Annotated in this window: 31 protein-coding genes; 3 read left to right on the top strand and 28 right to left on the bottom strand. The window is 56.1% G+C overall.

Features of this window, described 5'->3' with window-relative positions:
- Positions 1–181 precede the first annotated feature (181 nt).
- The 15 genes from Q7C21_RS09880 to Q7C21_RS09810 form a co-directional block, all read right to left on the bottom strand.
- Entirely contained in the window at positions 182–400 is a 219-nt protein-coding gene (locus Q7C21_RS09880) for an ogr/Delta-like zinc finger family protein (protein ID WP_010246660.1), read from the bottom strand.
- Positions 360–485 carry a hypothetical protein gene (locus Q7C21_RS09875; RefSeq protein ID WP_375150697.1) on the bottom strand — a complete coding sequence of 42 codons (126 nt, stop codon included), beginning with the start codon at positions 483–485 and terminating at the stop codon, positions 360–362. The genes Q7C21_RS09880 and Q7C21_RS09875 overlap by 41 nt, the downstream gene beginning before the upstream one ends.
- A gap of 5 nt (positions 486–490) precedes the next feature.
- Positions 491–1,672, bottom strand: coding sequence for a phage late control D family protein (locus tag Q7C21_RS09870; RefSeq protein ID WP_375150691.1), 1,182 nt, complete (start codon positions 1,670–1,672; stop codon positions 491–493).
- Positions 1,669–2,196: a phage tail protein gene (locus Q7C21_RS09865; protein ID WP_375150690.1), complete on the bottom strand. Its 528-nt coding sequence runs from the start codon at positions 2,194–2,196 to the stop codon at positions 1,669–1,671. The genes Q7C21_RS09870 and Q7C21_RS09865 overlap by 4 nt, the downstream gene beginning before the upstream one ends.
- A gap of 3 nt (positions 2,197–2,199) precedes the next feature.
- Positions 2,200–4,662, bottom strand: coding sequence for a phage tail tape measure protein (locus Q7C21_RS09860; RefSeq protein ID WP_375150689.1), 2,463 nt, complete (start codon positions 4,660–4,662; stop codon positions 2,200–2,202).
- A complete protein-coding gene (locus Q7C21_RS09855) occupies positions 4,652–4,777 on the bottom strand; it encodes a GpE family phage tail protein (protein ID WP_111207766.1) in 126 nt (41 codons plus the stop codon). Before Q7C21_RS09855 ends, Q7C21_RS09860 begins: the two co-directional genes overlap by 11 nt.
- A gap of 32 nt (positions 4,778–4,809) precedes the next feature.
- Complete coding sequence (locus Q7C21_RS09850) at positions 4,810–5,088, bottom strand: phage tail assembly protein (RefSeq protein WP_375150688.1); 279 nt, start codon at positions 5,086–5,088, stop codon at positions 4,810–4,812.
- A 58-nt stretch (positions 5,089–5,146) separates the two neighbouring features.
- The gene (locus Q7C21_RS09845) at positions 5,147–5,656 is read right to left on the bottom strand and encodes a phage major tail tube protein (RefSeq protein ID WP_375150687.1); all 510 of its coding nucleotides are present in this window, start codon (positions 5,654–5,656) and stop codon (positions 5,147–5,149) included.
- A 12-nt stretch (positions 5,657–5,668) separates the two neighbouring features.
- Positions 5,669–6,838, bottom strand: a complete 1,170-nt coding sequence (locus tag Q7C21_RS09840) for a phage tail sheath protein (protein ID WP_375150686.1) — start codon at positions 6,836–6,838, stop codon at positions 5,669–5,671.
- A gap of 117 nt (positions 6,839–6,955) precedes the next feature.
- A complete protein-coding gene (locus Q7C21_RS09835; RefSeq protein WP_375150685.1) occupies positions 6,956–7,546 on the bottom strand; it encodes a tail fiber assembly protein in 591 nt (196 codons plus the stop codon).
- On the bottom strand, positions 7,546–8,559 hold the full coding sequence (locus Q7C21_RS09830; protein ID WP_375150684.1) for a phage tail protein: 1,014 nt from the start codon (positions 8,557–8,559) through the stop codon (positions 7,546–7,548). The genes Q7C21_RS09835 and Q7C21_RS09830 overlap by 1 nt, the downstream gene beginning before the upstream one ends.
- Positions 8,556–9,164, bottom strand: coding sequence for a phage tail protein I (locus Q7C21_RS09825; RefSeq protein ID WP_375150683.1), 609 nt, complete (start codon positions 9,162–9,164; stop codon positions 8,556–8,558). The genes Q7C21_RS09830 and Q7C21_RS09825 overlap by 4 nt, the downstream gene beginning before the upstream one ends.
- Positions 9,157–10,065, bottom strand: coding sequence for a baseplate assembly protein (locus tag Q7C21_RS09820; protein ID WP_375150682.1), 909 nt, complete (start codon positions 10,063–10,065; stop codon positions 9,157–9,159). Before Q7C21_RS09820 ends, Q7C21_RS09825 begins: the two co-directional genes overlap by 8 nt.
- A gap of 4 nt (positions 10,066–10,069) precedes the next feature.
- Positions 10,070–10,420 carry a GPW/gp25 family protein gene (locus Q7C21_RS09815; RefSeq protein WP_375150681.1) on the bottom strand — a complete coding sequence of 117 codons (351 nt, stop codon included), beginning with the start codon at positions 10,418–10,420 and terminating at the stop codon, positions 10,070–10,072.
- Entirely contained in the window at positions 10,417–11,007 is a 591-nt protein-coding gene (locus Q7C21_RS09810; protein WP_375150680.1) for a phage baseplate assembly protein V, read from the bottom strand. The genes Q7C21_RS09815 and Q7C21_RS09810 overlap by 4 nt, the downstream gene beginning before the upstream one ends.
- Before the next feature lie 102 nt (positions 11,008–11,109).
- Between Q7C21_RS09810 and Q7C21_RS09805 the strand changes: the two genes are divergently transcribed.
- A complete protein-coding gene (locus tag Q7C21_RS09805) occupies positions 11,110–12,195 on the top strand; it encodes a GTP pyrophosphokinase family protein (protein WP_375150679.1) in 1,086 nt (361 codons plus the stop codon).
- Here the strand turns inward: Q7C21_RS09805 and Q7C21_RS09800 are convergent.
- The 11 genes from Q7C21_RS09800 to Q7C21_RS09750 all read right to left on the bottom strand — a co-directional run bounded on the left by Q7C21_RS09800 (position 12,173) and on the right by Q7C21_RS09750 (position 17,769).
- Positions 12,173–12,622 carry a phage virion morphogenesis protein gene (locus tag Q7C21_RS09800; protein ID WP_375150678.1) on the bottom strand — a complete coding sequence of 150 codons (450 nt, stop codon included), beginning with the start codon at positions 12,620–12,622 and terminating at the stop codon, positions 12,173–12,175. The genes Q7C21_RS09805 and Q7C21_RS09800 overlap by 23 nt on opposite strands.
- On the bottom strand, positions 12,619–13,086 hold the full coding sequence (locus Q7C21_RS09795; protein ID WP_375150677.1) for a phage tail protein: 468 nt from the start codon (positions 13,084–13,086) through the stop codon (positions 12,619–12,621). Before Q7C21_RS09795 ends, Q7C21_RS09800 begins: the two co-directional genes overlap by 4 nt.
- The gene (gene lysC, locus Q7C21_RS09790) at positions 13,019–13,291 is read right to left on the bottom strand and encodes an Rz1-like lysis system protein LysC (RefSeq protein WP_375150676.1); all 273 of its coding nucleotides are present in this window, start codon (positions 13,289–13,291) and stop codon (positions 13,019–13,021) included. The genes Q7C21_RS09795 and lysC overlap by 68 nt, the downstream gene beginning before the upstream one ends.
- A complete protein-coding gene (gene lysB, locus Q7C21_RS09785; protein ID WP_375150675.1) occupies positions 13,188–13,610 on the bottom strand; it encodes an Rz-like lysis system protein LysB in 423 nt (140 codons plus the stop codon). Before lysB ends, lysC begins: the two co-directional genes overlap by 104 nt.
- Entirely contained in the window at positions 13,607–14,116 is a 510-nt protein-coding gene (locus tag Q7C21_RS09780) for a lysozyme (RefSeq protein WP_375150674.1), read from the bottom strand. The genes lysB and Q7C21_RS09780 overlap by 4 nt, the downstream gene beginning before the upstream one ends.
- The gene (locus Q7C21_RS09775; protein ID WP_010255079.1) at positions 14,100–14,318 is read right to left on the bottom strand and encodes an HP1 family phage holin; all 219 of its coding nucleotides are present in this window, start codon (positions 14,316–14,318) and stop codon (positions 14,100–14,102) included. Before Q7C21_RS09775 ends, Q7C21_RS09780 begins: the two co-directional genes overlap by 17 nt.
- Positions 14,319–14,320: 2 nt before the next feature.
- Positions 14,321–14,524 (bottom strand): tail protein X, encoded by a 204-nt coding sequence (locus tag Q7C21_RS09770; protein ID WP_375150673.1) that lies wholly within the window; start codon positions 14,522–14,524, stop codon positions 14,321–14,323.
- Positions 14,524–14,994, bottom strand: a complete 471-nt coding sequence (locus Q7C21_RS09765) for a head completion/stabilization protein (RefSeq protein WP_375150672.1) — start codon at positions 14,992–14,994, stop codon at positions 14,524–14,526. The genes Q7C21_RS09770 and Q7C21_RS09765 overlap by 1 nt, the downstream gene beginning before the upstream one ends.
- 92 nt (positions 14,995–15,086) lie before the next feature.
- The gene (locus Q7C21_RS09760) at positions 15,087–15,755 is read right to left on the bottom strand and encodes a terminase endonuclease subunit (protein ID WP_375150671.1); all 669 of its coding nucleotides are present in this window, start codon (positions 15,753–15,755) and stop codon (positions 15,087–15,089) included.
- Positions 15,756–15,758: 3 nt separating this feature from the next.
- Entirely contained in the window at positions 15,759–16,868 is a 1,110-nt protein-coding gene (locus tag Q7C21_RS09755) for a phage major capsid protein, P2 family (protein ID WP_375150670.1), read from the bottom strand.
- 52 nt (positions 16,869–16,920) lie between these two features.
- Positions 16,921–17,769 (bottom strand): GPO family capsid scaffolding protein, encoded by an 849-nt coding sequence (locus Q7C21_RS09750; RefSeq protein WP_375150669.1) that lies wholly within the window; start codon positions 17,767–17,769, stop codon positions 16,921–16,923.
- Positions 17,770–17,913: 144 nt separating this feature from the next.
- Here Q7C21_RS09750 and Q7C21_RS09745 point away from each other — a divergent pair, with 144 nt between their 5' ends.
- Both Q7C21_RS09745 and Q7C21_RS09740 read left to right on the top strand, forming a co-directional pair.
- The gene (locus tag Q7C21_RS09745; protein WP_375150696.1) at positions 17,914–19,677 is read left to right on the top strand and encodes a terminase ATPase subunit family protein; all 1,764 of its coding nucleotides are present in this window, start codon (positions 17,914–17,916) and stop codon (positions 19,675–19,677) included.
- The gene (locus tag Q7C21_RS09740) at positions 19,677–20,708 is read left to right on the top strand and encodes a phage portal protein (RefSeq protein WP_375150668.1); all 1,032 of its coding nucleotides are present in this window, start codon (positions 19,677–19,679) and stop codon (positions 20,706–20,708) included. The genes Q7C21_RS09745 and Q7C21_RS09740 overlap by 1 nt, the downstream gene beginning before the upstream one ends.
- 35 nt (positions 20,709–20,743) lie before the next feature.
- Here the strand turns inward: Q7C21_RS09740 and Q7C21_RS09735 are convergent, their stop codons facing one another.
- On the bottom strand, positions 20,744–21,187 hold the full coding sequence (locus Q7C21_RS09735; RefSeq protein WP_375150667.1) for a hypothetical protein: 444 nt from the start codon (positions 21,185–21,187) through the stop codon (positions 20,744–20,746).
- Positions 21,184–21,831 (bottom strand): serine protease, encoded by a 648-nt coding sequence (locus Q7C21_RS09730; protein WP_375150666.1) that lies wholly within the window; start codon positions 21,829–21,831, stop codon positions 21,184–21,186. Before Q7C21_RS09730 ends, Q7C21_RS09735 begins: the two co-directional genes overlap by 4 nt.
- Between the last annotated feature and the right edge of the window lie 27 nt (positions 21,832–21,858).

Here is a 21,858-nt window from a genome sequence, read left to right as displayed (position 1 = left end):
TTAGCGCTCCAGCCTTAAAACAAGCTATACTGATATTGAAAGTAATTTTCATTATTTTATCTATAAATATCAACATATTAAATAAATTTATGGCCTTTATATTTTTGCTATGGCAGCAAAATGGCAGCAGATAATTTTCAATGGCAGCGTGTATAAAAAAACCCGCTTTCGCGGGCTTTGCTTAGTGCAACTGTAACGGCTGCTGTTCTTGATGTACATGGAGCATCACCTTGTTCACCTGCCCCGGACTTACGATAATCCCGGCTAGAGCCTCGTGCGTTTTAAAAGTACAACTGCAATTGATGTTGGTGCATTGGTGGTAACGCTCTTTTGTTTCTTTTGAGATATAGCGGCTGCTTTTAGCGTGAGCTGCGGTGCTGCATAACGGGCAGTGCATCATGATCAATAATCCTTGGAGTGGCGAAGCGGTGGCGGCTGTTTGCATTTTGAATAATCAAACTTAATTTTGCAAATTTAAGTTTCATCTTATTTACACCTCTTCGCCATTTGCATGGTCATCCTCTTCTGCGGTGTACTCAACATCAGATAGCAATACCTCAAAATCAAGTTGTGTCGTATAGCCTCCACTTGAAAGGCTATGAGTCACTTTGCTAATCAGCCACGGCTGCGCATCGATCACCGACTTAAAGCCGCTCACTTTGACCGGCGTCTCCGGGTACAGGTCGGCGCGCCCCATCGCGAGCGTGAGCGAGAACTCAGCGACGCCACGCTGTAGCTTATCCCACTTTGCTTTGGCCGCCCGCATTGCTGCCGCTTTCGTCGCATACACGGTCGTCAGCGTAAATATATTGTCTTCCGTGCCAGCCAGATAATCACCCTCTCTGGCCTCTGGTGTTTTGGTCGCGGTCGTCTTTTTCTTTTTCGCCGCCGGGTGCTCCAGCGCGCGCAGGTGCTTTTCTTTGGGCTTGCGCTTTACCTTAACTTTCTTAGGTTTAGGGTCTTTGGTATGCAGCCAGCTCGCTGATACGCCGGTATATGCGCCCCGGTCAGCAATGCTGAAGCTGTGCCGGTCGCCATCCTGTCGCGTGATAGTCATCTGTGGGATTGGCTTTCCGCTGGCGGTGACGCCGTTACCAGGCTTTATAAACAGAAGTCGCCCGGCCTTCACTGCCGCAACCGCACCGTAAAGCGTGGCGAGTCGCGTCAGGAATTTAGCATCTGTCTCCTGCGTCTGGTCAATGTGCGCCACGGCAATTCCGGCGAATCCATCGGCCAGCATTGGCTTTAAATTATTGCGCCCGGCTATCTGCGTGACGACTTCCCCCAGGGTAGTGTCGTGATAGGACACCTCCCGGCGGGAATTGAGCGAGCCACGGAAATCAGCGCTGCGGGCGCGAATGGTCATGGTGTCAGGCGCGCCGTGGTGCTCAACCTCATCAACGGTGAAATTACCTTTGCCGAAAAGCGCCTGCCCCTTCCAGCCGAGAAACAGCGTTATCACTGCGCCGCGCACCGGCATTGCCAGCTGGCCGTCGGCGTCGTCCAGCTCAATATCCAGCTGGTCAGCTTCAAAGCCGCGATTATCATTAAGTGTCATCGAGATAAGGCGATCCCGGATGTTGGTTGTGACATCCTTAGAGTTAACCTTCAGCATGAAATCCGGCGTCAGCTGCGCCCCGGCCTGCACCGGCAGGCTGCTTATCCCGATCATCCCAGCAGCCCCCCTGCAGTTGAAATCAGGCTACCAGCCGCCGACTTCACGCCGTCAATTGCTGACGTGAGCTGCCCTGGCAGATTGCTTGAGCCGCTGATAAGCCCGTCAGCCTGTTTCTTCAGATCGCCAAACATAGCAGTAAGCGACTCATCCACGCGCTTAAGGCTCAGGGTAAACATGATTTTGCTGGCCGTTCCGTTGGGGTAGAACTCGCTGAAGGTGTTAGAAATACTCTCGATCACGTACATGCCGTAAATCATGCCACTGCCGCCAATCAGCGGCCATGCCATCCCCTCGTCGGCCATCAGGCGGACGGTCATCAGCGACACCGAGCCGCCCGTGATTTCCGGGCGCAGCTCACCGGAAAGCGTAATTTTTTCATCGCCCGGACCGATAAACTGCGCCGACGGACGCTGCCCGAACCGGCTGTTAGTGGGCCAGCGGTAATCGATATTCTGCTGCATATCCCCGTAAGGCAGGGTCTGTCGCATAAATGGCATCATGCCGTAAATCATCATCATCGGTTAATCCTCCCAGCCCATTTTGCTGCGGTTCTGCGCCTGACGATTTCGCTGCTCTTTTGCCTGGTGCTGCGCCATCAGCGCCATTGCGTCGTCTTTGGTCATGCCCTCGTGCATGTTGATTTCATACTGATAAGTATTCTGGCTGCGGTCAGTGAATCCGCCTCCAGCTGACGGGGCTGAAACCGGGCGGTAAGGCGCGCCACCATAGGCGATGTTGTACTGCAGCCCGCCGGTATCTGCACCCGCACCGCCGGTTGCTACCGGGTCAGGCGACGGCACTTTGTCTTTCAGGCCATCGGATTTCGTGTCGATGATGCCGAGCTTATCCAGTACCCAATCAATGCCGCCCATAAGCTGATCGAGCGCGTGACTTGGAATTTTCAGCGCCTCGGCCAGCATGTTGCCAAATTTCTTACCCATGTCTCCGGCGGCAGCCAGCTCGGTCTGCGTGGATTTCACCGGCTCCAGCAGTTTGCCGAACCAGTCCCACAGCTCTTTGACCTTGCCACCTACCCACTCAAACACCGGCTTCAGCGAACCGAAGGAGTCACTGATCGGCCCCATCGCTGCGGTGAAGCCTTCGGCCATGCCCGCGATAAAGGCGCTGATAGGTTCCCAGTATTTCCGCACCAGTAGCGCACCGGCCACGATTGCCGCCGCGACGGCCACAACCGGCAGCGTGATAGCGCCGAGCGCGGCCGTAATAGCGCCGCCCGCGATGCTGAATGCCGTGCCGAGGAAGCCCGCCCCGGCAATCAGGGTATTAACGCCCGCAATCACCGGCCAGGCTACCAGTCCGATAGCACCCAACGCGCCTACAAAAATCAGTCCCGCCATTGCCGCCTTAGCAAGGCCCGCTGACAAGGCCGGATTTGCCTGTACCCATTTATCTATATTGAGCAGAAATTTCGTTGTGTCCTGGGTAAGTGTGCGCAGGCTGCTGTCCATCTGGTCATAAATATCTGTGCCCAGCGCCTCATAACCTGACTGCATTTCCTTGAAGTCGCCGCCGAGATTGTCCTGCTGCACTTTTACCAGCTTTTCTGTGCTGCCATCAGAGTTCTGGAAATTCTTAGTCAGCCTGTCAAGCTCACCGCTGGATGCAGATTTCATCAGCGTCACTGCTGAAGACGCGGCTTCCTCCCCGAATATGGTTTTCAGATATTCGGCCTGCTGCGCATCACCAAGTTTGTTTTTTTCAAAAGATTTCTGCATCTCCTTCAGGATGGTGAAGAACGGGCGCATGTTGCCTTTTTTGTCAGCCGTGTTAACACCCAGCTCTTTTATGGCCTTGAAGGCTTCGCCAGTGGGTGCCTGTACGCGCAGCAGCATTGCACGAATGCCAGTACCGGCCATGCTGCCGGTTGTCCCATTATTTGCCAGCGCGCCAATCATCGCCGCAGTTTGCTCTGCACTTACTTTGGCGTTTTTCGCGACCGAAGCGACATAGGGCATTGCATCGCTAAGATCCTGAAACTTTGTAGCTGTTCCGTTAAGCGTGGCGGAAATCACATCGCCCAGGTGAGCGACTTGGCTATTAGCCAGGCCGAAAGCGTTTTTAGTGCTCATCAGCAGCTCTGCGCTATCTTCCATTGTCTGATTGTTAGCGAGTGACATATTCAGCGTAACCGGTGTTGCCGCCTTGATGTCATCAACGCTGCCACCTGCTTTCGCTATAACAATCTGCGCTTGTGCGGCATCGTTCGCTGAGGCTGCGGTGTTGTCGCCGATGCTTCGTGCCTGCGTTCTCAGAGACTGAAATTCAGGCGACTTTTTATCGAGGCCAAGGGTTGCCTGAAGTGTGGAGTTCGCCAGGTCGAAATCATAGCCAGGACGCAGCACGGATGAAGCGGCCACAGCTCCGACCGTTGCTGCGCCGACACCGGCTGCGCCGCCGTTACGAACTTTCGCGGAAAGCTCCTGGCCTTTCCGGTAGCGCTCGCTGGTCTGATTCAGCCGCTCCTGCTGCGCATTCAGCCGCTGCAGCTCCATCTTCTGACGGCTAAGGCTGACGGTTGCCTGCGCCGAGGCGGATTTCAGTCGCTGCTGCTCGCTGCTCAGGCTTTTAGTGGAAATCCCCGCTGCGTTAAGTGCCTCGCGCTGCTGCTGCACCGAAAGGCGCAGGCTGTTGGTTTTGGCCTGCAGCTCAGCCGCCGCCTGCCGGGCCTTTTCAAGCGCGCGGGCCTGCTGTGTCGTCGGGCGCTCCGTGTTTTTAAACTGCACGGCCAGCGCTGCCGCCTCCTGCTTCGCGTCCTTAAGGCTCTGCTGCGTGACGGCCAGCTGCGCGCTGGCCTTACGAAAGCCGTCAATTTTTCCGGCCTGCGCATCCAGTTCCTTGATCGTTGATTGTGTCTGGCGAATGTCAGACGACAGATTTTTAGAGGCGGTCTGCACGGCTTTGAAGGGGCGCGAGGCTTTGTCTACCGCGTTCAGCAGCACCTGCACCTTGAGGTTATTGCTCATCCGGGGTCGCTCCGCTGCGGATAAAGGCTTTATGCCGCCAGTCCATCAGCTCGGCCAGCGGCATGTCGTACATCTCGGAAGGTTGCCAGTGAAATATCGTGGCAATATCGGCCATCAGGTCGTTAACCGTCAGGCCGCGCGGCCAGTCTATTCCTCCGACTTCGATTGCAAAAAACCGATCACCTTTCCGCCGAGTGCAATCAGATCAACCGGATCAAGGGCATTGCACTCGGCCTTTGTAAGCGCTGGCACGGTAATGCGGGGAAGCACGGTCAGCAGGGCGTCAACATCCGACTGGCACAGATCGGCCAGTCGCACGCCGCGCAGACTTCCGGCCGTCGGCTTGACCAGCTCCACGCTTTTGATTTCGGTTTCGCCGCGCTTCAGCGGGGTTTCAAACTCAACAACATTTTCTTTCTTTTCCATGATTGTTCTCTGTTCACTGTAGTCAGGTAAAGCCAGCGACTTGCGCTGGCGTCAGGGTTTATACCAGGCCGAGGTTTTTACGACGCTGTTCAAGACGGTCAGTGCCGTTGACCTTCTCCACCATGTTGATGGTGTCGATTTCGATCAGCTCTTTGCCGTTAAAGGTCAGCTTGTAATAGGTGTTTTTCGAGGTGATTTTGGTTTCGGTATCTTCACCCTGTTTGGCTTCGCCGAAATCAAACGACTGATGCTTACCGCGCACCTCAATCTCTACCGCGATTTCCTCGCCGGTATCGTCGCGCTGATAAGAGCCGGTAAATCGCAGGGGAATGTCAGAGGCTCCCCACTGCGTGAGTACCAGCTCATCAATACCGCCGATGCTCCACTCAATATCAAGCGCGTCATCTTCCAGACCGTTATCGATAAAGGCCGCGCCGCTCATGCCGCCTGCGCGAAACGGGTCGAGCTTGCGCGCCAGCTTCGGCAGGGTGACGGCAGTCACGACGCCCTGATAGCTGTTTGCGTTATTGAAAAGGTTCATGCCCTTCAGTTTGCGTGGCAGTGCCATTTATCCGGCTCCTCAGCTGTTTACGGATGCGGCGAAGTTCGCCAGATAGGTGTCGGTGATACGCTGGCGAAGGGTTAAATCTTCCAGCGGCGGAACCGGCGTATAGTCATAATCGATAAAAAGTTTTCCCGCCTTCAGGGTGTCTTTATCGTTGGCGCTTTCGTCATACCAGGCAGACGCACCCAGCAGATAACCGGCGTTAACCAGCTCGCGGAATTTCGCATTGATGCCCGCGATAATCTCGCGCACCAGAACCGGCGTCAGCGGCTTATCAACCGCCCACATGTGCGCCTCGGCCATCGTGTCGGCCAGCACCTGCGCCGTGCGGGTGTAGTTCTCAAACTGAAACAGCGGGTCGTCGCTGCAGGTACGGTTGCCCCAGAAGCGGAAGCCGTCCTTACGGATCAGCGTGGTGACGTCGGCCTCGTTGAGCAGGTCGGCGTCGGTGCCAGTCTGCTGCAGATCCCAGAACACCGATGCGGAAATGCCGGTCACATTGTTAACGCCGACGTTAGACAGGGTTTTATGCCAGCCGGTGTCGTTGTCAATTTTCGCACGCAGGCCCAGCGCACGCGCGGTCGCAAAGGCGGTATCGGATTTGCTGGTCGTGGTGTTCCAGGTGAGAAAGTCCGGCCAGATAACCATGATTTCACGCTGGCTGAAGTTCTGACGGTACAGGCGGGCTTCGGAAATGGTTTTGCATTCCCACGCCGAGACATAGGCAAAGGCGCGCAGCTGCTGCGCGATGCTGGCTAACGCTGTCGCCACCGCCAGTGAATCCAGCCCCGGCACGCCGAGAATGCGAGGCTTAACATCGAGCTGGGTCTGCGCAGCGAGCAGCGCTTTCATGCCGGTGTACTGGCCGTTTTCATCCGTGCCGCCGATGATATTGGACGTGGTTTCGGCTTCGTCGGCACCTTCAGCCACGCGCACGACGACGGACACGGGTTTTGACTGGTCGGCAATGGCCTGCAGCGCGGCGGCGAGCGTGCCTTTTTTACCGGCCTTACCGATAGCGGCCTGCACGTTGGTGATAAGTACCGGCGTATTAAGCGGGAACGTTGCCGCGTCCGCATCCTGCGCGGTGCAGACCATGCCGACGATTGCGGTTGATACGGTTGTAATGGTGCGCGTGCCGTCGTTAACTTCGACGACGCGGACACCGTGATGATAATCAGACATCTGATGCACTCCGTTTTGAGGGTGTGCTCAGGGTGTCAGGTCAGGCGGGGCCATGCATGCGGTTGCAGTTTGCTGGATGATCAGCGGACAAAAGAAAAGCCCCGAAGGGCTTTTAAGTTACTCAGGCTTTTCCGGCCAGCTGATATCTGGCGCTTTGGTGATATCTGCGGCCTGCACCGCCTGAATGTATTTCATCCACGACGTCAGCAGGGCTTTATCTGCATCGGTGATAATGCCGAGCAGCAGCTGCGTCTGCCATGCCTGGGTGATACCATTGACCTCACTCACGCGCGCTGATTTTTCGCTGGCCGCTGCATCAAGCAGTGACTGCTGCTGTGCATCGCTGTCGGTTACCCATTTTTCACCGTCCCACTTATCAAACGCGGTCGACGGAGCCTGCGTTGTGGTATCTGCGGGATAGTCGCCGGGAGCTGTAATCTTCAACGGCGCGCCGCCGGAAACCGGGTAAACCGTTTCGCCGCGATGGTCCGGCACGCTCAGCCAGCTGCCATCCTGATACACGGCCACCATGCCCGCTTGCGCGGCAGGCGGTGCGGTCAGGCAGCCGCAGGCGGGCAGGCCGACGCCCTGCGGAAGAAATTCCTGCACCGCGCCGGTAAACTCCCCGGTCAGCGCGTCATATCCGTAAACTGTCAGCGTACCGTCTGCTTTTGCCAGCCCGTTTTTATCAAGTGTTACCTTAGCCATTATGCAGCCCTCACGATGTAGTTAAACGCCACGTTTCGCGGACGGTTCTCCGCTGCCACCGGTACTACGCGTGAGGCGTCAAAATAGATTTTTTCCCCCACGGTTGTGCCATTGGCCTGCGTACCCAGCGGCGGTCCGTCTGTGATAGCCGTGCCGTCAGGGTAAACGCCCTCATTTGAATTCTTGCCGTTATTGTAAAAAGGCCCCTCTGACTTTCCGTTGTAGGGCACGGCCAGCGACTGAGTACCGGTAATGTTTCGAATGGCATCGCCCTGCGCGGCCAGCAGTGCACGCCCGCTGTCCGCACCGCGCCCGTCGTCCCAGCCGCGGATAAACTCACCTCGCAGGTCTGGCAGTTTCAGCGACGGATAGACTTTCGCCAGTGCCGGATAGGCTGAGGCGCTGAAGGATGCGCCGTTGCACTTCAGCCAGCCTGTCGGGGGGGTTGCGGACGGCCACGGCTGAGGAATACCAACCGGCAGCGCCGAGCCGTCAGCGGCAAGCAGATACTGTCTGTGCGGATTAGCGGCGGCAATATGGTCAGACATAACCTTATCCACATATTGCCGGGTCGCCAGCACAACAGCCGGGTCTATCTTCAGCGCCACATCACCGGTACTGCTGACAATCAGGATCATGCGCACGGTCTGCGTTCTGCCGCTGCCTTCAGCCAGCAGCGGCTTATAGGTTTCCGGGCAGTTAGCAACGGCAATCAGCACGCCGTCGGCATCATACAGGCCGATTTCGCGGATCCAGAAACCGCCCTCGTTTTCGGGGATAATCTGCTCGGCGATAATCTGGCTGCTGTTTGCCGCGTCAACGGTCAGCGAATTAAGCTGCGCGCGGCGCTTCTCTCCGATGAGCTTAGTCTGCGCCGCATCAGGCGTCGGCAGCGTGCCGCCACCGTCCCCGACGCCCAATGATGTGATGCTCACTTTTGTGCCGAGCGCGGCGGCGTTCGCCAGCTTAGCCGCGCCCTGATTGGTCAGCAGGGCAAAATATTTTGTCGTCATGCGCTCACTTCCGTCAGGTCAATAAGATGCACCGCCACGCCGGAATAACCCGGCCCGCCGACGCTGATAAGTTCAGGGGTATAGGGGTAAACGGTCAGCTCATCCCCGCTGTAGCTGGCAACGGCAACCGGCAGCGCGCCGTTCGCGTCCAGATTGATGGACAGGCCGATAAGGTGACGGCTGCAGGGCTTCGCATCGGCTATCAGGCGCTCCAGCTCGTTATACATTTCCTCGGTAATGCCGGTATCGAGTACGCCCACGTCAAGCCGGAACGTGCCTGGCGTCTCATTAGTTTTCCACCACTCGATTATTTTGATGAGATAGCCCAGCGGCTCAACGACGCGCCGGATAGCACCTATCGTGCCCTTGTGCCGGTGCACGTACTGCGAGGCGGCAACCACGGCGCGCTTTGTCGATTCGGGCCAGGCCGAATCCCAGCGGTCAACCGACCACGCCCACGCCAGATAGGGCAGGAGCGCCACCGGGCATGTGTGCGGATTCCATAACTGGCGCAGCGGCACGCTCATAGCACCAGGGCTTGCCAGCGCCTCAGCGGCGGCAACCTCAAGCGCTGACGAGCCGGTCGGCAGCAGGCGATCACTCATCCGAGCCTCCCACGGTCAGCGTGTAGCCTGTGCAGTAAGCGGCCTGCGTTTTGTCGAGCACCACGTCAGCAGAAGGCTTGATAAGGTTGACGCGCTGCACGCCCTCAACGTGCATGGCGGCATACAGTGCAGACAGGCGAATGTCGCGGCCGAGACGCTTCTGCGCGCTGACAAAGGCGGCGAGCTTTGCCTCTGAAGCGGCGCGGATCGGTTCAGCTTCCGGCCCCGGATAGAGGTACAGCTCGGCCTCGATTTCGTAATTAATAATCTTCGCTGACTGCACGCTCACCCGGTCGGCAACCGGGCGCACGTCTTCGTCATTGAGCGCAGCGTTAACCACGGCCAGCAAATCGTCGCCCGCCACGCCGTTGCCCTCACGCGCGAGCACTGTCACGGTTACAACGGCGGGCGACGGGCTGATGGCTGATGCATCGGCTACGCGGCCGTCGGCGCTTCTGGCATGGTATTCATACGCGCCTGTCGGCCCCGCAACGCTAAGCCCCTCAAACGCCGAGGCGATACGCAGCCGGAAATCGTCGTCACTTTCCATCACGGCGGCGGTTGGCGGAATGGTTGTATCGTCGGCCGGGGTAATGGTCAGGCGGGTTACGCCATTGTTAACGCCAAGCTGGTCAAGGTCGCCGTCCAGTGAATACGCCACCATTACCGCCTTTGCAGCCTCGTTGATACGCTGGCGCAGGATCAGCTCACGATAAGCATTTTCCTGCAGCAGTTTAACGATGGGTTCTGACTCCAGCGTCAGCGTGCGGGCGACGGCCTCCTGATGGTCAGCAGGGTAAAGGGAAATCAGCGTCGCCTTTCGCTCGGCAAGCAGGGTTTCATAATCCAGCACCTCCACTACGTCAGGTGCGGGCAGCTGGCTCAGGTCGATAGTTGCCATAGTCTCAGCTCACAGGAACGGTTAAGGAAAAAGGTTGCGCGCTGTCGTTGCGGTTGCCGGACAACTCAACCACCATTGCGCCGTTGATATCCGACTCAAAGCTGATGGCGGTAAGCTTTACGCGCGGCTCCCATTTCAGTAGGGCCATATAGCAGGCCGACATAATCTGCAGACGCAGCGCCTCGTTTTGCGGCTGGTCAATCAGGGCGGATAAAAGCGAACCATACTGGCGGCGCATCACCCTGGAGCCGATCGGGGTCAGAAAAATGTCGCTAATCGACTGCCGGATATGATCGAGGTCGGTCAGCGTGCCGCCTGTTTCCCGGTTCATGCCAATATATTTTGCGGTTGTCATTGTGGGCCATCCGTTCTGCTACCGCCGCGCTGCACGCCGCCATGATCGTGGTCATCCACGACGACACCGTTAGAACTCAACTTGCCACCGCTATGTGTAACGTCGCCTTTCATCGTGCCTCCCTTAGTGACTTCCAGCTGCGCAGTTTTGAGCAGCGCTGTGCATTCCACTTCTGGCGAGTCGAACAGGATTTTTACCGCCGCTTTGATGGTTGCCGTCTGTATGCCGGTTGCTATCAGCGCGCCGGTTTCCGGCTCGTACTCGATCACCGCGCCGTCAGGAAATGACCAATGCAGCGCATCGGCCGAGGCAGACGGAGCCGGGTTGTCATCCGAAAAAATGCCCGGCAGCACAAAGCCGGTATCGAGTTCGCCGCCCAGGCACAGAATAAGAACCTGCTCACCCACTGACGGCGCATTCCACGAACGGGTTTTACCCGCGCGGGCGCTCAGCCAGTGCAGCCAGCCGGTAGTATTTTTTCCCGTATCGACACGGCACAGCCCGCCGTCAAGGTTGACGGCCGACACGGTTCCGATGCGGATCAGGTTGCGCAGCAGGCGCTGAATTTCTGCGAGTTGTTCGTTCATGGAAGCATTATCTTGATAGGAAAATTTTTTCATAGACGGCATTGTTTGCTCGTTGATAGCTAAGCAAGCTTTGTGCTTATAATGAAAAAAAGGAGACTTTAAATGAACGAAATTTTGATAGCCTATGAAAAAAACAAAGCTACGTATGATGCATTTTCCAAAACGCTTGCTGCCTTGATAGATAACTTGATGCTCGCTGAAGGCATCAAAATTCACTCTGTAACTTGCAGGGTTAAAGAGAAAGAAAGCTTAGAAAAAAAGGTAAGCAGCAAAGATAAATATACGAGTATAAATGAAATAACTGATATTGTAGGCTTACGTATAATCACTCATTTCGCAGACGAAGTCGATGAAGTTGCCGCACTGATAGAGAGGGAGTTCTTTGTTGACAAGAAAAACACAATTGATAAAAGGGCATCACTAGAACCGGAAAAGTTTGGTTATCTTTCTTTGCATTATGTTATTTCATTAACACAAGATAGATTGGGGTTTTTTGAATATAAATCGTATGCAGGACTGAAAGCGGAAATACAAATCCGTTCTATATTACAGCATACATGGGCAGAAATTGAGCATGATATTGGATACAAAAGTTCAGTCGAAGTCCCTAAGGTTATCAAAAGACAATTTTCAAGATTAGCAGGCCTGCTTGAACTTGCCGACCAAGAGTTTTTAGCTATAAAGACTTCTCTAAACGAGTATCAATCAAAGGTAAGCCAAAACATCTGGTCAAGCAAAAGTGAAGATTTTAAAATTGACAAGGTAACTTTACGTGAATTCCTTAAAAAATCAAAGATCGTTCAAGAAATAATTGATGATATAAAAAAACACTGTGACGTCCATTTTAATCCTGAGGCTGACTACACAGGGCCAGCAATAGAATACTTAAATAAAATGGATATCAATTCAACGAGACAGCTGGAGTCAGCATTCAAAAAATATAAAACCCCATTAATAAATAGATCAATATGGATAATGAAAAAATTTAGTGAATCTTTTGTCACGAGCAGACCTTTGGAAGTGATTGCCATCTATCTCCCACAAGTCATGGCATTTGAGATGCGCGGTATAGATGGACTAAGAAATTATATAACGGAAACCTTGGGTGAAGCAGTGAAGGAAATGCCTGCTGAATATTTTGAAGATTTCCCAAAATCTATTGAATCTAGCGATCAAAATATTCAATGATCAACTTGGTAACTATGAGCAAGTCACCCTCACTAATGCCCAATAAAGGCCGGGCCTCATACTGCACCTCTTTACCTTTGCGCGATGGCCGGTCGCGCAGCCCGTAATGATGCACGCGGGCCATGCGCTGCACGTTGCCCGCAAACTCGATAACGGCTTCATTCGGGCTGGCCTGCGTCTTCAGGTATTTAGCCGTGCGCAGCTTTGCAAACATCTCTCGCTTTATCCGGCCCTTTTTGCTGCGCACCGGCTGCGTTTTTCGGGCTTTAAACGGCGTGCCGTCGGGTGCCTGCTGGCGTTTGATATTCTGCTGCTGACTCGCGCGCAGCTTGCGGCCAATGCTGCGCGCCATCTCTTTACGCGCCGGGGCTGACAGGCTGCTGATAAGCGCCTCCAGCCGGTCATTTACCAGCTGCAGCTCGCTCATGTCTGCCACTCGCTGACCAGCTCGCCCTTAATGTAAAGCTGCACCGGCCGGGCGTCATTCTCCGGCAGCGGGTTCTCGCCGACGTGGGTCACGTGCAGCCCGTCATCGGCCTGCTTCACGATCACGCGCTCGCTCAGCTGCAGCTCAATGCTGATATCGCTGGCCGTGTCGCTGATAACATCCGCTTCAAAGGTAAAGCCCGTCCGGCGCTTTTCCTCGCTTGCCATGATGTCGGGTTCATTCGTCCGAAGCCATGCCAGCAGCGGCACGATCAGCAGGTCGATGTTACCGGCGTAGTCGGTAATGACCATGTTAAGCCGGTACTGGTATTCAAACGACAGCGAGCTGGCAAGCGTCGAGACGATGCGCCCGCTGTCGATAAACACGTTCAGCGCGTCAGGGTTTCGCTGCAGCTCCGGCACGCTGTCGGTCAGTGTCTGGCGCAGCTGTTGTGGTTTCAGCATCGTGTTGCTCCTGGCAGTCCTTGATGATTTCGACCTGCAGCCCGCAGGCGGCGAGTGCAGCTTCAAGCTGCCGATTGTCCGCCGCCAGATCGCCCGCCGTTTTAAGGCTGTTTCCCGGCACCGGGCAGCTTGTCACGCGCGGACACCCAATCCAGATAATCTCTGGGGCTGGCGAAGGCCGGGCGGGCGTGCAGCCGGATAACATCGTCAGGCAGAGCAGCAGCAGACCAGTCACGCAGTATCGGATTTGCATCGGTTTCTCTCTGTATGGTCATTTCACGGTTTAGCGCGGCTGTGCTGGCGCGCCCCTGCATCAGCCGCAGCTCGGCCTCGCGCTTCTGGCTGGCCCTCGCATCGGCGTCCAGCCGGGCTATCGCTTTATCCCGGCTTTCGATACCGGCCGACAGCGTACCGATAATGCGCTGTGCGCTGGTCAGATCGTCCTTCGCGACTTTCCACTGCCAGCCGGTTACGCCCAGCGCCAGCAGGGCGACGGCCAGCAGAGCGGCAATCAGTCGCGTCATGACACACCCCGCAGGCAGTAGGCTGTTTCCGCAGCGCGGCGGTTTTCCAGACCGCGATTTTTCACGCCCTTAACGAACACCCAGCGCCGCAGCTCGTTACAGGCAGCAAGCCAGTGCTGCAGCCTGATGTAACGGGCGAAGGTCGAGCTGCAAGCCGCGCGCACGCCGACGTTAAAGGCGAATGAAACGGCCGTGTCATAGACCGGCTGTGGCATCTCATCCGACATACAGGTATCGATCCCGCGCTCGACGCGCATCACGTCATACACCAGATTAACCGCCGCCTGCCGCTCGCTGACCTGGCTTTGCGGCGTCACGCCCTCTGTGTGACCGATACCGTTCGTCCAGACTCCGGCACTGCACTGATAGGGCGAGGTGCGGCACCCCTCGGCGTTGGCGATGAGCGCAAGCCCGGCCTCGGACGTTTTCAGGGTTTTGAACTGTGGCAGCAGCGCGGCAATCGCCAGCACGGCCACCACGGCGCAGCGTTTAACGGTCTGGCTCAAGGCTCACCCCCCGCAGGCGCTGCAGCTCGTAGGTTTTACGGCGGTAATGCCAGTTGATAAAGAACGTTGCCACGTTAGTAATGAGCGTGATAACGGCCACGCCGGAACCGACCATAAAGGCGATATCCTGCGGCGTATGACGGCCGAACCACATCAGGATGAGGCCTATCAGGTAGTTGATCACAGAGCTGATTTTTTCCATTTTTAGTCCCACAGGTTGACGGTTTCACCTGCTGAAGATTCCGGCAGATCAGGCAGCGTCACCTCGCATCCGTGCGGCAGCACCGGCCCACTTTCGGCAAGGCCCGGATTAGCCGCGTAAACCAGCTCGACGGCCTGACCGGTACGCTCGTAATAGCGCTGACAGATTTCATCAACGGTATCGCCCTGCTGCGCGTAAATGTTCATCAGAGCAGATCCACAATGCAGCCAGGCTTACCGGCGATGCGGCTGATACTGAATCGCGCATCGCGCCAGTACTCGTCGGCGCTCGCCTCGATTTCTCCCACCTTTTTCGTGCCGCTGGCGTCATAGCCGCGATAACGCTCAACGATGGTGGCGGCGGTCAGCGCGCTGACGGCGGCAAGGTACGCAGTGACCTTTTCGCTCTCGCCGTCCAGTGATTCCGCAGGCACCTCGGCCAGCACCTTAAAGCCCGCCGCAATCTGCGCGGCGCGCCAGTCGTACAGCTCGGCGTTTACTTCTGAAATCGCCGTTTTCACGGCAAGGCGCAGGCGCACCGCCGTGACCGTTCCCTCATAGCGCAGCGAATCGCGCAGCTGCAGCAGGTCAACGTCAGGCCAGAAAAACGTATTCTTTACCGGCGGCTCGGCAGCGTCTGCCGGTCGCGGGGCGGGGATAACAACCGTGTTATTCATAATCGGCCTTTGAAATAGGTGGGCGGTGGAGGACGGCGCAGACACTGAAAGTGCGTTGCCGTCCTGCCGCCCGTGCGCGGGGTCGCGTTCGGTCAGCGGCTGGCGATGGCCTGTTTTTTCATCGCCGTTCCCAGCCGCTCAATGTCTTTTTTGACGCCGCAGCCGTCGTGCAGCTGATGCGCCCTTACAAGGTGGGTCATCGCCTCCGAAGCCCTGCCCGCATCGCGAAGCACATACCCGGTTATCTTGTGCAGCTTGGCGCGCACCTGATCGGGCATGTCTTCAGATTCCGTCATCGCAATGGTTGCCAGCAGCGGGTCAACATCGACTTGCTCTTTTGCCGTCCAGGCGCGCGTTGCCGCGCTGGCGACTTCCTCGGCCAGCAGATAAGGCAGGCTGGCGCGCTTAAAGCCGTCAGGCGACACAAGGCCATGCGTCAGCGCGTACCGGGCAATCTCCAGCGCGCCGGGCACGTCGCCCGCATCGAGCCGCCAGATCATGACGGTCATCAGCACGGCATCCTGTGCACCTTTGCCTTTCTCCAGCACGCCGGACACCCACGGCAGGTACTCAGGCAGCAGCTGACGCTTCATTTCCGCCTTGCGCTCGTTAGAGTGCACTTTCTTCAGGCGGCGCTTGTCGTCGTTGAGCCTGATGAGCATCTGCTCATAGCCGCTGGCGTGGCGCAGCGGGTTGTCGGCGTTCTGCGAGGCTTCGATAGCCTGCTGGCGCATGCGGTGACGTCGGGCAGGGCTTAACATGCGTTACGCCTCCGTTTTTTCGGGGTCAGCAGCGCCGCTTTCTGCCGCTGCTTCCTGCGTTGTGGCTGCAGGTGCAGCGAACACGCCGACTTCGATGTTTTCAACCAGGCAACCGGCCGCGTAATCCTCAATCACGTAGTCCTCGTTAATGGACTCATAGTTTTCGATGCGGTCGCGCTTCGGCACTTCGTCAATCAGGCGGCGGTGCGTGCCTTCCTGGAAGTAAATCGACAGGTTATCGGTGCGGGTGATAAACATCGCGTCGGCCGGGAAGTACGGCACGCGCACCGCTGGCAGACCGCCGATGCGTTTCTGACTGATAATCACGTCAGCGGCCAGCTGCTCGGTGTTGGCCTGCGACTGGTTGACGATCGGGAAGTATTTATCAGCCAGCAGCTGACGGCCCACGATAACAACCAGCTCCGGGTCTTCCTGATACCACGGCTCGATCAGGGTGTTGGTGGCATCCATCACCAGCGCATCGAGGCTGGCATAGTCGCCGTTTTTGCCGACGCGGATTTTTTCAGAGACGACGGTGCCGTCTTCCTCGGTGATTTTGCTCATCACGCGCGCCGGTGCATCGTTGCGGTACTTCTGCAGCCAGCCGACGGCCACATCCTGCAGCATCGGGTTTTTGGCACGGTTCGAGGTTTTGGCTCGGGTCACGCCGTTGAAGCCAATCATGATGCGGTCAAGCGCCTGACGCTTCACGATGGCATCACGCAGGCGGGCCTGAAAGTCTTCATAACGCGCCCACAGGTCGAGCGTGTTATAGCGGATATGAAAGTCGTAGTTGACCTGCACACACTCATAGCCCTGCTTATCCAGCGCGGCAAAGTCAGCGGTTTCGCGCTCGTCGCCACCTGCCGTGTCGGTCACGCTGGCAATCGAGCCGGACACGCCGATCCCGATTTTCTCGCCCTTCATTTCGGACACCGGCACGATGTTGATGCGGGTCAGGAAGTCGGATGACTCCTGCACGCGGTTCATCAGGGTCTGCGTAACCGACGGCTCAACGGTAAATTTCTTGTTCATGTCGTCGGTTTCGACGCCGTTCAGCTCGGCGAGTCGGATCATGAACTGGTTAAACTTAAAGCGGGTATTCTTGCGCATTGGCGTTCCTGTTTATCTCTGTGTTGGGTTTTAACGTTCAGGCAACGCCTGATTAGCAGTCGGTCTGCGCGCCGGACTTCGGATCGCTGCCGGTTGCCGCCGGGCGGCGGTTAAAGCTGCCGTCGGTCTGCGAAAGCTGGCCCTGCAGCGCAGCAAAAGCGGCGCGGTCTTCCCCGGCCTGCTGCTCGATGGCCTCCATACGTGCGGTGACGGATTGCTCCAGTGCCGACAGCTCATGCGTCTGGCTCTCCGCGTTCAGCTGCACCTGCTCAGCAACGGCCGTTACCGCCGCGCTGACGTCCGCGAACCGCTCACCATCGGTTTTCTTTCTGGCAGAGAACATCGCCGAGATGCGTGCCAGCAGGGACGGTGAAGGCTCCGCCACTTCTTCAAACTCGATGACGGTTTCTTCGGCGGCGGTAAAGAGGTTGTCCTTATCCAGCTTGCGGGACGCCAGCGGATTAACTTTGGCCGTGGCGCTGAAGCTCAGGATTTCCGTGCCCAGGCTTGCCGGGTCGTCGGTGACAGCCAGGCCGACCAGATACGCCTCGCCCGTGTCGGCAAACTCCGGATTAACTTCAATGGAGGTGTAGATTTTCTGGCGCGCTTTTGTCAGCTCAACCAGCTCGGGCGTCGGGTCAATCCAGCCAAACAGCGCCAGCTTGCCCTTGAGCGGGCCGTCGCCGATTTCTTCAGCCTCGACGGCGGTCACGTCACCAAAGCGGCGGAACGTGCTGTCAGCGGCATAGCCCCGGATGTGTTCCATGTTGATGCGTGCGCCGTACATTTCCGGGTTGTAGTTTTTCGCCATCTGCGAAATCCAGTCGCGGGAAATGACACGGCCGTCGGTGGTTGCGCCTTCAACTGCGATACGAAAACGCTTTGATTTGATTGCTGCCATTAATCAGGCTCCGGTCAGGTGTTGGGTCGGTTCGGGGCCAGTTTCCCCGTCGCCACACAATCCCTCAACGAATGCCAGCCCGCTGATGCATCAGCAAACAGGGACAGCAGGCGCGCCATTTTCGGCACCGGTAGCCTTGCCGGTATGAACATGACACCGACAACCATCATCAGCGATCCGCGCCGTCAGGCCGCGCTGCTTTACTGGCAGGGTTATTCCGTGCGCCAGATTGCGGAGACGCTCGGACAGAAAACGCCAACCGTGCAGAGCTGGAAACTGCGCGACGCGTGGGACGACGTTGCGCCCATAAGTCGTGTTGAATCCAGCATGGAAGCCCGGCTGATCCAGCTCATCATGAAAGAGGTAAAGGGGAATGGTGATTACAAAGAGATAGACGCGCTCGGCCGTCAGATTGAGCGCCTTGCCCGCGTTGAGCGCTACCGCAGCAGCGGCAACGAGGCCGACTTAAACCCGAACGTGCGCAACCGTAATAAAGGCGAGCGCCAGCCGGTCGTTAAAAACGAGTTCAGCGACGAGCAGATCGACAAGCTGACCGGCGTGTTTATGGATAACTGCTTTGAGTATCAGCTCAACTGGCACCGCGCCGGGCTGACTCACCGCATCCGTAATATTCTGAAGTCGCGCCAGATTGGCGCAACGTTCTACTTTGCCCGCGAGGCGCTGATTGATGCGCTGACCACCGGCCGCAACCAGATATTTCTTTCAGCCAGTAAGGCGCAGGCGCACGTCTTTAAAAACTATATCATCGACTTTGCCCGCCAGGCTGACGTTGACCTGAAAGGCGATCCGATTGTGCTGCCGAACGGCGCGCGCCTGATATTCCTCGGCACCAACGTGCGAACCGCGCAGAGCTACACCGGCAACCTCTATCTGGACGAATATTTCTGGATCCCGAAATTCCAGGAGCTGCGCAAAGTTGCCAGCGGCATGTCGCTGCACAAGAAGTGGCGCACGACGTATTTTTCCACGCCGTCGGCCCTGTCGCACAGCGCTTATCCGTTCTGGTCAGGCGAGCTGTTTAACAAAGGGCGTCGCAGCAAAGATGATCGCATCGAGATAGACCTGTCGCATTCACACCTGGCGAAGGGCGCGCTGTGCGGTGACGGGCAGTGGCGGCAGATTGTCACGGTTGAGGATGCGCTGAGCGGCGGCTGCAACCTGTTCGACATTGACCAGCTGCAGCTTGAATACAGCCCGGCGGAATATCAGAACCTGCTGATGTGTGAGTTTGTCGATGATGAGGCGAGCGTGTTCCCGTTCGCCGAGCTGCAGAGCTGCATGATCGACAGCCTGGAAGAGTGGGAGGACTTTAACCCCTATCTGCCGCGCCCGTTTGCATACCGGCCGGTCTGGATTGGCTATGACCCGTCGCATACCGGCGACAGCGCAGGCTGTGCGGTTATCGCGCCGCCGCTCGTTGCGGGCGGTAAATTCCGCGTGCTGGAGCGTCACCAGTGGCGGGGCATGGACTTTGCCGCGCAGGCAAAATCTATCGAGGACTTAACGAAAAAATACACCGTGGAGTATATCGGCGTGGATGCCACCGGCATCGGCCAGGGTGTTTTCCAGCTGGTACGCCAGTTTTATCCGGCCGCGCGCGAGATCAAATACTCGCCGGAAGTGAAAACTGCAATGGTGCTGAAGGCGAAAGACACCATCAGCAGCGGGCGGCTTGAGTATGACGCCGGGGCGACGGACATCACACAGTCGTTTATGGCAATCCGTAAAACCATGACGGCCAGCGGCAACCGCTCAACCTATGAGGCGAGCCGCAGCGAAGAGGCCAGCCACGCCGACGTCGCCTGGGCCATCATGCACGCACTGTTAAACGAACCGCTTACCGCAGCCAGCGGCGGCGCTAATCCCTCAATTCTGGAATTTTACTGATGAGCAAACGCAGAGGCCGCAAGGCTCACACCGCCACCGCGCAGCCGGTACAGGCAACCGCACCGCAGCAGCACGCCGAGGCGTTTACCTTTGGCGATCCGACGCCGGTCATGGATAAGCGCGACATTCTGGATTACGCCGAATGCATCGGTAACGGGCGCTGGTTTGAGCCGCCGGTCAGCTTTAGCGGGCTGGCTAAGAGCCTGCGCTCAGCCGTGCATCACAGCTCACCGATTTACGTGAAGCGCAACATTCTGGCCTCAACCTTTATCCCGCACCCGATGATGAGTCAGCAGGAGTTCAGCAAGTTTGCGCTGGATTACCTGGTCTTCGGCAACGCCTTTGCCGAGCTGCGCCGCAATGGCCTGGGTAAGCCGCTGCGCCTTGAAACCACACCGGCCAAATTCACCCGCAGAGGCGTTAAGGATGGTGTTTACTGGTTTGTGAATGACTGGAAAGAGCCGCATGAGTTTTCGGCCGGCAGCGTGTTTCATCTGCTGGAGCCGGATATTAATCAGGAGCTGTACGGCCTGCCGGAATACCTCAGCGCGCTTAACTCCGCCTGGCTGAATGAGGCGGCGACGCTGTTCCGCCGCAAGTATTACCAGAACGGCGCGCACGCCGGTTATATCCTTTACATGACCGATGCGGCGCAGAGCAGCAGCGACGTTGACCGGATGCGGCAGGCGATGCGCGACACGAAAGGCCTGGGTAACTTCCGCAATCTGTTCATGTACGCGCCGAACGGAAAGCCGGACGGTATAAAGATTCTGCCGCTCAGTGAAGTGGCGACGAAAGACGACTTCTTTAACATCAAGAAGGCCAGCCGCGACGACCTGCTAAGCGCACACCGCGTACCGCCGCAGATGATGGGAATTATCCCGGACAACTCCGGCGGGTTCGGCGACGCGGTGAAAGCGTCTCAGGTATTTGTGCGTAATGAGCTGACACCGCTGCAGGAGCGGATGAAGGAGCTCAATAATTGGATTGGGCAAGAGGTGATTATATTTAATGACTACAAATTAATTTAATTGTGAAGGTCAGGGCTCACCCTGACCTTATGCGATTAACTAGTTTCAGTAGGCATGTTGCACCATGCGTTAACACCCACCTTGGTTACACTTATAATTGCCAGCACAATTACAGGAGCTATGAAAATAGCAGTCACCCCAAACACTCCCGCCAAGATAGTTGATAACACGCCAACAATTTTGCCTCTATTTTCATCTAGTAGATTATTGAAGGTTTTAACTTCTTCTTTGTACTTATCATCACCACATATTAAACATCTAAACTCACTCCAAAAAAGCTTGGAAAACTCACCTCTAAATGTATTTTGAGTTTGGCCAGCTCCAAACTTTGATGTATTTGCTGCGCCATTGGAGCTCAACCATTTATCAATAGCGTCTTCTTCATCTCCATTCTGCAAAAACTCATCAATAGCTACTCTCTGGTATGGCTTCAATGTTGAAAGCCATGTATCAGCAGATTCAATGGGCAATTGTATCATAACATATCCTTAACATACTCGGCGGAGATGCATTGCGTGGTTTGGTGGAGTTCCATTGGATTTATATCTCCCATAGTGACATAACCACCGCTGAGATTCGCATATGCGCCGATCAAAATTCCTACAACAGAATTGTTTTTCGTTGAAACAACTGGAGAGCCAGACTGTCCCGGCCTCGTCTGAGTGTTGATGATGGCGAATTTAGTTTTAAGGCCGCTGGAATTTAAGAGAACCTTTGCTCCTATATGGGCCTTATGCAAAGTTAATACTCGCCTTCCATCGCCACAATGAGGGTAACCAATTACATGAACCTCCTCGCCCACAACAACCCCATCAAATCCGGTAAGATTTAACTTTGGCCCATTAATAACATCAACTTCTGTTTTTAATATGCACAAATCCTTAACCGGGTCTTCCTCCATTACTGTTGCAAGAAACGGGTTAACTTTTTTTTCCGTAGTATCCTGATATTCATTTATATCATTAATATAAGAAGGGATAACCACTATTTTACCAGACCTACCAGATATAACATGCCTTGCCGTCACCACTCTATTGTTATCAATAAAAAAACCAGACCCAAGAGGTAAAACTGAATTACCTTCAATTATTCCAATGCAGGCTGTGTATGCAGGAGATATCATAACTATTCCTTTGTAAATGATAATTAA

Source organism: Pantoea sp. ANP04, from assembly GCF_041982285.1.
GTDB lineage: Bacteria > Pseudomonadota > Gammaproteobacteria > Enterobacterales > Enterobacteriaceae > Pantoea > Pantoea eucalypti.
The sequence above is the reverse complement of the archived record's forward strand: the minus strand, read 5'-3'. Positions and strand labels throughout refer to the sequence as shown.

Bases quoted from the DNA above. Each gene is read 5' to 3' on its own strand.
- Q7C21_RS09880 (WP_010246660.1), bottom strand. From the start codon at position 400: ATGATGCACTGCCCGTTATGCAGCACCGCAGCTCACGCTAAAAGCAGC.
- Q7C21_RS09875 (WP_375150697.1), bottom strand. From the start codon at position 485: ATGAAACTTAAATTTGCAAAATTAAGTTTGATTATTCAAAATGCAAAC.
- Q7C21_RS09870 (WP_375150691.1), bottom strand. From the start codon at position 1,672: ATGATCGGGATAAGCAGCCTGCCGGTGCAGGCCGGGGCGCAGCTGACG.
- Q7C21_RS09865 (WP_375150690.1), bottom strand. From the start codon at position 2,196: ATGATGATGATTTACGGCATGATGCCATTTATGCGACAGACCCTGCCT.
- Q7C21_RS09860 (WP_375150689.1), bottom strand. From the start codon at position 4,662: ATGAGCAATAACCTCAAGGTGCAGGTGCTGCTGAACGCGGTAGACAAA.
- Q7C21_RS09855 (WP_111207766.1), bottom strand. From the start codon at position 4,777: ATGGCCGATATTGCCACGATATTTCACTGGCAACCTTCCGAGATGTAC.
- Q7C21_RS09850 (WP_375150688.1), bottom strand. From the start codon at position 5,088: ATGGAAAAGAAAGAAAATGTTGTTGAGTTTGAAACCCCGCTGAAGCGC.
- Q7C21_RS09845 (WP_375150687.1), bottom strand. From the start codon at position 5,656: ATGGCACTGCCACGCAAACTGAAGGGCATGAACCTTTTCAATAACGCA.
- Q7C21_RS09840 (WP_375150686.1), bottom strand. From the start codon at position 6,838: ATGTCTGATTATCATCACGGTGTCCGCGTCGTCGAAGTTAACGACGGC.
- Q7C21_RS09835 (WP_375150685.1), bottom strand. From the start codon at position 7,546: ATGGCTAAGGTAACACTTGATAAAAACGGGCTGGCAAAAGCAGACGGT.
- Q7C21_RS09830 (WP_375150684.1), bottom strand. From the start codon at position 8,559: ATGACGACAAAATATTTTGCCCTGCTGACCAATCAGGGCGCGGCTAAG.
- Q7C21_RS09825 (WP_375150683.1), bottom strand. From the start codon at position 9,164: ATGAGTGATCGCCTGCTGCCGACCGGCTCGTCAGCGCTTGAGGTTGCC.
- Q7C21_RS09820 (WP_375150682.1), bottom strand. From the start codon at position 10,065: ATGGCAACTATCGACCTGAGCCAGCTGCCCGCACCTGACGTAGTGGAG.
- Q7C21_RS09815 (WP_375150681.1), bottom strand. From the start codon at position 10,420: ATGACAACCGCAAAATATATTGGCATGAACCGGGAAACAGGCGGCACG.
- Q7C21_RS09810 (WP_375150680.1), bottom strand. From the start codon at position 11,007: ATGAACGAACAACTCGCAGAAATTCAGCGCCTGCTGCGCAACCTGATC.
- Q7C21_RS09805 (WP_375150679.1), top strand. From the start codon at position 11,110: ATGAACGAAATTTTGATAGCCTATGAAAAAAACAAAGCTACGTATGAT.
- Q7C21_RS09800 (WP_375150678.1), bottom strand. From the start codon at position 12,622: ATGAGCGAGCTGCAGCTGGTAAATGACCGGCTGGAGGCGCTTATCAGC.
- Q7C21_RS09795 (WP_375150677.1), bottom strand. From the start codon at position 13,086: ATGCTGAAACCACAACAGCTGCGCCAGACACTGACCGACAGCGTGCCG.
- lysC (WP_375150676.1), bottom strand. From the start codon at position 13,291: ATGTTATCCGGCTGCACGCCCGCCCGGCCTTCGCCAGCCCCAGAGATT.
- lysB (WP_375150675.1), bottom strand. From the start codon at position 13,610: ATGACGCGACTGATTGCCGCTCTGCTGGCCGTCGCCCTGCTGGCGCTG.
- Q7C21_RS09775 (WP_010255079.1), bottom strand. From the start codon at position 14,318: ATGGAAAAAATCAGCTCTGTGATCAACTACCTGATAGGCCTCATCCTG.
- Q7C21_RS09770 (WP_375150673.1), bottom strand. From the start codon at position 14,524: ATGAACATTTACGCGCAGCAGGGCGATACCGTTGATGAAATCTGTCAG.
- Q7C21_RS09765 (WP_375150672.1), bottom strand. From the start codon at position 14,994: ATGAATAACACGGTTGTTATCCCCGCCCCGCGACCGGCAGACGCTGCC.
- Q7C21_RS09760 (WP_375150671.1), bottom strand. From the start codon at position 15,755: ATGTTAAGCCCTGCCCGACGTCACCGCATGCGCCAGCAGGCTATCGAA.
- Q7C21_RS09755 (WP_375150670.1), bottom strand. From the start codon at position 16,868: ATGCGCAAGAATACCCGCTTTAAGTTTAACCAGTTCATGATCCGACTC.
- Q7C21_RS09750 (WP_375150669.1), bottom strand. From the start codon at position 17,769: ATGGCAGCAATCAAATCAAAGCGTTTTCGTATCGCAGTTGAAGGCGCA.
- Q7C21_RS09745 (WP_375150696.1), top strand. From the start codon at position 17,914: ATGAACATGACACCGACAACCATCATCAGCGATCCGCGCCGTCAGGCC.
- Q7C21_RS09740 (WP_375150668.1), top strand. From the start codon at position 19,677: ATGAGCAAACGCAGAGGCCGCAAGGCTCACACCGCCACCGCGCAGCCG.
- Q7C21_RS09735 (WP_375150667.1), bottom strand. From the start codon at position 21,187: ATGATACAATTGCCCATTGAATCTGCTGATACATGGCTTTCAACATTG.
- Q7C21_RS09730 (WP_375150666.1), bottom strand. From the start codon at position 21,831: ATGATATCTCCTGCATACACAGCCTGCATTGGAATAATTGAAGGTAAT.